The sequence below is a fragment of the Leucobacter sp. M11 genome (assembly GCF_035726885.1).
GTDB lineage: Bacteria > Actinomycetota > Actinomycetes > Actinomycetales > Microbacteriaceae > JAPFRB01.
Map to the genome: position 1 here is coordinate 435,961 of NZ_JAPFRB010000003.1, position 7,427 is coordinate 443,387.

The window sequence follows — 7,427 nt, forward strand, 5'->3', positions numbered from 1 at the left end:
GACGACGCCGCGTCGGGTCCGATACTCGGCGGTCAGCCCAGCAATCGAGACGACGGGGGGTGTGTTGGAGGGGGTCATGTCAGGCTCCGAGTCTCTCGGGGGTCGAGGCGGTCGCGCAGGGTATCCCCGATGAGGTTGATGGCGAGGATGGCAATCACCAGCACTGCGGCTGGGCCGAAGAGCAGCCAGGGGGCATGCACCATGTAGACGCCGCCCTCTTGGATGAGCAGGCCCAGGGAAGACTGCGGCAGCTGCACGCCGTACCCCAGGAAGCTCAGGCCCCCCTCGACCAGGATCCCTACCGAGAGGGCGTAGGTGCCCTGCACGGCGATCGTGCCGCTGACGTTGGGCAGGATGTGGCGGACCAGGATGACGGGCAGGGAGACCCCGCTGATCTTGGCGGTGGTGACGAAGTCGCGCTGGGCGACGGCCAGCGCGGCCGCGCTCACCATGCGGGTCATGAGCGGCACGGTGACGAGCACGATGCTGGCCAGCGCCGCGGTCTGGCCGGGCCCGACCACCGCGGCCACCAGGATCGCGAGCACGATCGACGGGAAGGAATACAGCACATCGACCACGCGCATGACGACTTCACGGAGCCAGCCGCCGACGTATCCGGCGAGGAGTCCGAGCGCGACGCTAATCACCGCGGTGCACAGCACGGCGAACGCCGAGAGCACGAGCGTGGTGCCGACCCCCTCCAACAGTCGGGCGAGGAGCGAGCGCCCCAGGCCATCCGTGCCGAGGGGGAACTGCACGGACGGAGCGCTGAGTCGGGGGCCGACGATCTTGGCGGGGTCTCCGGCTATCGGCGCGATGCGGGCGAGGAGCGCGACCCCAACGATGCTGGCGAGGGTGATGACCGCGGTCAGGAACAGGCCGTCGCGCGGGGGCCGCTTCGGCGTGCGTGCGCCGCGGCGGAGAACGGGAAGGGAATAGGTGGTCATTGTTTCTGCTTTCCGGTCACTGCGACCCGGGGGTCGATCGCACTCGTCAACAGATCGAGCACGAGGCTGACAGTGACGAACACCGCCGCCGCGAACAGCACGGCAGCCTGAACCACGGCAAAGTCACGTCGGTCGAGTCCGGTCACCATGAACGAACCGAGCCCGGGAATGTTGAAGAGGGTCTCGATGATGACCGCCCCGCCCAGGAGATAGGCCGTGATCGTCCCGAGGAGCGTCAGGATGGGGATCCCCGCGTTCCGGAGCACGTGGTGTCGAATGATGTACCATGGCGTCTCCCCACGGGCCACCGCGGCGCCGATGTGGGGTTCGACGAGCACGTTCATCACCGCGTCACGGGTGGTGCGTGCGGTGGCCGCGACGCAGAACACGGTGAGCACCAGCGCGGGCAGGAGCAGGGCCTGGAGGGTCGCCCCAAAGCTCTCCCCGACCTGAGAAAAACCGCCGACCTGGAGCCCGAGTGCGAAGCGCGAGAACACGTAGATAACGATGCTGCCGAGCACGAACTCGGGAACGCTAATTCCCAGGCTGGAGACCACCCGGGCCACCTTGCCTCCGCTGCGCCCGGTCGAGCGCACCCCGGTCCACACACCGAGCGGGATCCCAATCACCAGGGTGGCGAGGATCGCCATCACGGTGAGCATCGCGGTCACGGGGATCCGGAGGGCGAGTTCCGTGGCGACGGGCGTCTGAGTCACCAGCGACATCCCGAGGTCGCCCTGGAGGACCTGTCCAATCCAGGCGAAATACTGCACCAGGATGGGCTGGTCTAACCCATACGCGGCGACCAGCGCTGCGCGCTCAGCGTCTGTGGCGAGCGGGCCAAGGATGATGTCCTCGAAGCCACCGGGCATGAGCCGGACGGCGACGAAAATGATCACGGAGACCCCAAGCAGGGTCAGCAGAGCGCTGAGCACGCGCCCCGCTGACCACCGAAGCGTTGAGAACACGGCGCCCCCCTACGGTGCGACCGGGGTGAAGCCGGTCAGGTGACGCAGGAAGTTTCCGTAGCCCTCGTTGGTCTGAATCGTCGGGCTGAGCGACGCGGTGTTGACCCCGAGCAGGGAGGGGCGGTGCACGAGCGGCACGATTTCGGAGTACTCGTCCGCGGTGTGGCACAGCTCCGTGAGGATCTCGCCGCGCTTGCTCGCATCCGTCTCGGCGGCGCCGGCCGCGATGAGCTCGTTCAGGTCATCGTGGCTGCCGGTAAAGCCGCCGTTGAACCCGGCGACCTCGGGGTTCCACCAGCGGGTGACCATCGAGGGGTCGCCGTATCCGGCGAACCAGCCGAGGGACAGGTCAAAGTTTCCGGGCTGCTCCGAAAAGACGCGGGCGTTGTAGGTGGCGCTGTCGTACTGCTCGATGTTCACGGTGACGCCGATGTCAGCCAGCTGCTGCTGGACGATCTGAGCCATCTGTCCGAGCACGGGCTCGGAGGTGTAGACGAGCAGGGTGAGGGTGATGTTCTCGAATCCGCTGGACTCGATCAGTTTCTTGGCCTCGTCGACGGTTGCCTGCTCGGAGGGCAGCTCAGCCACGGAGCAGGCCCCGGGGAGGTTCGACGGGGTCACCCCGGTCGGCGTGCTCTCGCCGGCCAGGGCGAGGTCGGCAAGCGCTTGGCGATCGATCGCCGTATTGATGGCGAAGCGCACATCCTGGTTCTCCAACGGGGAACCGGGGAGCTGAGAGTTGACGTTCAAGTAATAAAAGTCGCTCTGGGACTGATTGACGACCGTCGCGTTCTTCGCGTCGGAGAGGAGCGTGAGCGAATCGACGTTGTTGAAGTTCACCAGATCGGCGCTCCCCTCCCGGAGCGCGGCCTGGCGGGTGGACTCCTGGCTCACGATCTCCACGGTCAGATCAGTGATCCGGACGCTCTCGGCGTCTCGCCAGCCCGGGTTTGCCACGAAGTCCCAGGACTTGTCCTGGCGGTGGGCAGCGACCGTGTAGGGGCCGGTGCCCAGCATCTCGGTTTTCACGTCGATGCTCCCCTCCTCGATCTCCTTGATGGGCAGCACGGCTGCCGGGGTGTTCGCGAGCGCCGCGAGGAAGGGCACGTAGGGGGATTCCAGCTGTACGGTGACCGTGGACGCGTCCGTCGCGGTGACCGAGGAGACCGGGCCGAGCTGGCCGGACCAGACGCCTCCGCCGGCGACCAGTCGCTTCAGGCTCTCGGCGACATCGGTGGTGGTGATCGCTCGGCCGTTTGAGAAGGTGGCCGACGTATCGATCGTGAAAACGTAGGTCAGCGGGTCGGGCTGTTCCCAGGAGGTGGCGAGTTTTGGCTGGATCTCGAAGGTTTCGTCGGTCGTGACGAGGGTTTCGTAGACGAGGCCCATGAGCATCCAGGAGCGCGCGGTCTGCGCGGTCTGCGGGTCGAGACCGTCGGCCTCAGAGGTGTCGTAATCGACCTGGACGGTCGCCGATCCGGTGGCGTCGCTTTCGGCGGCCACAGCGAGGAAACCGGGCTGCGCCTCCTGCTGCTGGGGGCCCGCCGCGGGGGCGGCGCTGCAGGCGGCGAGCAGTCCGACGAGGGCGAACGTCGCCGCTGTTTTCATGATGGTGGTTGGTGAAGACACCGCTGACTCCTTTGGCATTCAGTGGGGGTGCGAGGAGCCGGTGGCCAATCGCGTCCACCGGAGTGCGGGCGTCGAGCGCTGCCGTGCGACGCGCCCCCAGGACCGGTAGGGACAACAAGCTACGCACGTAAAACGTTTTATGCAATTTTTCCTCCCCGATATATAAATCGATTTGCTTCCGGCTATGCTGTTGCCGATGCAAAGGAGCAGATATGGCCGGGAGACGGGGTATTACGATCCGGGACGTCGCCGCCAAAGCGGGCGTGTCCATCACCGCGGTCTCGCACGCCCTGAACGACAAGGGCACGCTTTCGGAGGAAACGCGGGCGAGGGTGAAGCGTGTCGCGGAGGAGATGAGGTACCAAGCCGATGCGCTTGCCCGGGGTCTCCGGCGCTCCCGAATGGGCGTGATCGGGATCGTGCTGCGCCCCCTTGACTCGCTGGGCTATTACAGTCCGGCCGGGGTCGACTACTTCCTGCGGTTCTCCGGGGCGGCCGCGGTGAGCGCGCTCGACCGGGGGCTCAGCCTGATGCAGGTGGCGGATTTGACCCGAGGCCCCGTGACCCCGCTTGCCTTCTCGCTGGACGGGTATATCGTGACGGACCCGGTGGAGGACGACCCCGTGGTGACGCTCCTGGAGCGACGAGAGATTCCCTATGTGACGCTCGGCCGGAATCTGTTGAGCGAGGACTTCGCGGCGTGGGCCGCCTCGGATGACCGGGCGGCGACGTTGGGGGCGCTGGACCATCTTGCGGAGCGAGGAGCGCACGATATTTTGTTCCTCGGGGGAACCGACCGCAACTCGTGGAACATCGACTGCGAGGACGCCTATCGGGAATGGGTGTTGGCGCGGGGGGCCGCGCCCCGGATCATGCATCTTCCCGAGGGCCGAGGGGAGGACGGGGGCCGGGAGATCGCGCGCCGCTTGCTGGCGGAGGGGTTGCCGGACGCCGTGCACTGCCTGACTGGCCGCCACGCGGCTGGCTTGCAGGCCGAGCTCCAGGAGCGGGGGGTCCGGGTCCCGGAGGAGGTCATGCTCATCGCGGGCTCGGACTGCGATCAAACCAGGTTTGCCGCTCCCGCCATTACCTCAATCGACCTGAACCCTGAGGTGCTCGCCCACGAGACGGTCTCGCTGCTGGACGGGCTCACTCGCGGGACCCCTCGTGAGGGCCGGCGCCGCGTGCCGACCCGACTGTTGGCACGAGGATCGACCGATCGGCCGGCGCCGGGTGCCTAAGGCTGGCCGTGCTCGGCGCGCCGGGTGCTCTCGCGCTCCAGGAAAATCGGGGCCACGAGCTTGGCCGGCTCGCTGCCCCCCTCGATGCGGTTCAGCAGGAGCAGCACCGCTTCGCGGCCGAGCACCTCGGGCCGGAGGTTGACCGCGGTCACGGTCGGGACGGAGGCCCGGCACTGCTCTGAGTCGTTGCCGCTGGCTACTTGCACCCGGCCAGGGACGTCGACCCCCGCGCGAACCAACCCGTCAACGATTCCGGCGGCGTGCCGCCCGGTGAGGGCATAGATCGCGTCGGGCAGCGGGCGGCCCTCGGTCGCCTGCGCCGCGAGCGCCTGGCCGAAGCGGACGCCGCCCTCGAAGCCCTCGCTCTCGGAGAGCCGCTCGATCGCAAGTTCGCAGTCCGGATTCGCCTCGGCCCAAGCCAGGCAGGCGAGGAGGCTGTCTTTGTTCCAGGCGTTTGTCTGCGTGCCAATGACCGTGAGAAAGCGGCGCGCTCCGGTGTCCCGCATGAGCCCGAGGATTTGATTGGCCTGCTCGGTGCCGGGATCGCCGATCCAATCAGTGAAGTCGTCCCGCGCGACGTCCCGGCCGATCGAGACGATGGGAATCCCGCGCTCGCGCATGACGTCGATCACGGGGTCGCCGGCCTCGGGGTCCGCGATGATGCACCCGTCGACGGCGAGCGTAATGCTCTGGTTTCCCTCTCGAGTGGGGTCGCGCACCAGGAGCAGGGTGAAGCCCTCGTCCAGGGCGCTGACCGCGGCGGCCCCGACGAGGCGCATGAAGTAGTCGACTCCGACGGGCTGATACTCGCCCAGCCAGTCGAGCGGGCGCATCACGAGGCTGATGACCCCGGTGCGGTTCGTGCGCAGACCCCGGGCGATGGCGTTCGCCCGGTACCCGAGGGCCGCGGCTGACTCGAGGACTTTCTGCTTGGTCCGCTCGCTGACGGTGCCCTTGTTGTTGAGCGCGTGGGAGACCGTGGTGATCGAAACGCCCGCGTGCGCGGCGACGTCTTTGATTGTGCTGGCTCGCGCCGGGCGCCGGGCGCTGCCGGGTGCCGGGGACTGCAATATGGCCTCCGAGTGATCGTGGAACCCAAATCGTTTCACATTTTTGGCTGTGGGGTGCTAACTTGTTCTTCACGGACGCACCCAAATCGTTTTGGGAGGTCCAAGCTACCCCCAAGAAACTCAATGAGGAGTCATCGTGAGAAGCATCAAGATCGCCGTCGCGGCGCTCAGCGTCCTCGCCATCGCGGGCTGTTCCCCCGCCGGCAATCCCCCGGAAACAGCAGGCGACGGTCCACTGACGGTCGCCGACCTGGCCGTAACCACCCCGCCCGCAAGCGGCCCCGTGGACCTCGTCAGCTGGAACGTCCCCTATGGCGAGCCGAACACCATCGACCCCATCAAAGCGTTCAATTACAGCGAGAACACCGTTGTGGCGAACCTCTGCGAGAGCCTGATGCGGATCCAGCCGGACAACAGCATCGTTCCGGCCCTGGCCGCCTCGGTGGCGACGCCGGACCCCCAGACCTACGTGTATCAGCTGCGGGACGGGGTCACGTTCTGGGACGGCACCCCGATGAGCGACGCGGACGTGCTCTTCAGCCTCAAACGTCACCTGGACCCCGCGGAGGGAAGCTTCTGGGCGGGGGACATCAGCGCAAACGTTGCCAGCATCGAGACGACCGCAGCGCACGAGATCACGGTGCGGTTGAAGCAGCCCGACGCCACTTTCAACTCGTACATGGCCACGCCTCTGGGCTCCGTCGTGCAGGAGGCGCATCGAACGGCTGCCGGAGACGACTACGGCAACCCCGAGGTCGGCGTGATGTGCACCGGCCCCTACCAGGTCGAGAAGTGGACGAGCGGGTCGAAGATCGCCCTGTCCGCGAACGAGCACTACTGGGACGAGACGCTCACCCCCGTCAGCCCGCGCGTGGATATTCACTTCATCACCGACGCCGCCGCGATCACCGCGGCGCTCAACGGCGGCGAGATCCAGGGTTCCTATGATGTCCCGCTCAGCTCGGTCTCCACGCTCAGCTCCTCAACGACGGGCACGCTGACCCTGGGACGGTCCACCCAAATGCTCGCGGTGATCAGCACCGGGCAGGGAACCTTCGGGGACCCGGCCGTGCGTCGGGCGCTGCTCGCGGGCCTCGACCGCGACCTGCTCGCCGAGACCGTGTTCGAGGGCACCGCCACCGCGGCCAGTTCTATCGTGCCCGACGGCGGGTGGTCCTCCTCCGCCGCGATCAACGAGGCGGGTCGGCAGGACCTCCCCGGAACCGGAGCGGACCTGGACGCGGCACGTGCCGCCCTCGACGAAGCCACGGCTGATCTGACCACGCCCATCCGGATCGCCTACCCCGCCGAGCGGACGTACTACGCAGACGTGCTCTCCGAGCTCTCCAACGTGGCAACCGAACTGGGCATGACGGTGGAGCCGGTCGCCGTGCCGAGTGACGGGTACGGCACGTTCTTCACCGATCCCGAGGTGCGCAACGCCTACGACGGCTTCGTCACGACGAACTACATGGACGTGCCAGACCCCCTGACGTTCTGGTCGGCGATCCTCGCCACCGGGGGGACCCAGAACTACACCGGCATCAGTGTGCCCGAGATCGATGAACTCAT

6 protein-coding genes are annotated in these 7,427 nt (G+C 67.2%); 2 read left to right on the forward strand and 4 right to left on the reverse strand.

Annotated elements, in window-relative coordinates:
• Nucleotides 1-74: 74 nt before the first annotated feature.
• From OOT08_RS10415 to OOT08_RS10425, 3 genes are read right to left on the reverse strand one after another with little or no spacing between them, the layout of a single operon-like run.
• Nucleotides 75-947, reverse strand: a complete 873-nt coding sequence (locus OOT08_RS10415) for an ABC transporter permease (RefSeq protein ID WP_325092583.1) — start codon at nucleotides 945-947, stop codon at nucleotides 75-77.
• Nucleotides 944-1,915: an ABC transporter permease gene (locus OOT08_RS10420; protein ID WP_325092584.1), complete on the reverse strand. Its 972-nt coding sequence runs from the start codon at nucleotides 1,913-1,915 to the stop codon at nucleotides 944-946. The genes OOT08_RS10415 and OOT08_RS10420 overlap by 4 nt, the downstream gene beginning before the upstream one ends.
• A 9-nt stretch (nucleotides 1,916-1,924) precedes the next feature.
• Nucleotides 1,925-3,544: an ABC transporter substrate-binding protein gene (locus tag OOT08_RS10425; RefSeq protein WP_325092585.1), complete on the reverse strand. Its 1,620-nt coding sequence runs from the start codon at nucleotides 3,542-3,544 to the stop codon at nucleotides 1,925-1,927.
• Between the two features lie 212 nt (nucleotides 3,545-3,756).
• Between OOT08_RS10425 and OOT08_RS10430 the strand changes: the two genes are divergently transcribed.
• Nucleotides 3,757-4,785: a LacI family DNA-binding transcriptional regulator gene (locus OOT08_RS10430; protein WP_325092586.1), complete on the forward strand. Its 1,029-nt coding sequence runs from the start codon at nucleotides 3,757-3,759 to the stop codon at nucleotides 4,783-4,785.
• On the opposite strand, the gene OOT08_RS10435 is transcribed toward OOT08_RS10430, so the two are convergent.
• Nucleotides 4,782-5,894, reverse strand: coding sequence for a LacI family DNA-binding transcriptional regulator (locus OOT08_RS10435; RefSeq protein ID WP_325092587.1), 1,113 nt, complete (start codon nucleotides 5,892-5,894; stop codon nucleotides 4,782-4,784). The two genes, OOT08_RS10430 and OOT08_RS10435, sit on opposite strands and share 4 nt — an antisense overlap.
• A 97-nt stretch (nucleotides 5,895-5,991) precedes the next feature.
• Here OOT08_RS10435 and OOT08_RS10440 point away from each other — a divergent pair.
• The coding region (locus tag OOT08_RS10440; protein WP_325092588.1) for an ABC transporter substrate-binding protein at nucleotides 5,992-7,427 on the forward strand (1,436 nt) is incomplete at its 3' end.

Coding starts and splice junctions, on each gene's coding strand:
- OOT08_RS10415 (WP_325092583.1), bottom strand. CDS start 947: ATGACCACCTATTCCCTTCCCGTTCTCCGCCGCGGCGCACGCACGCCG.
- OOT08_RS10430 (WP_325092586.1), top strand. CDS start 3,757: ATGGCCGGGAGACGGGGTATTACGATCCGGGACGTCGCCGCCAAAGCG.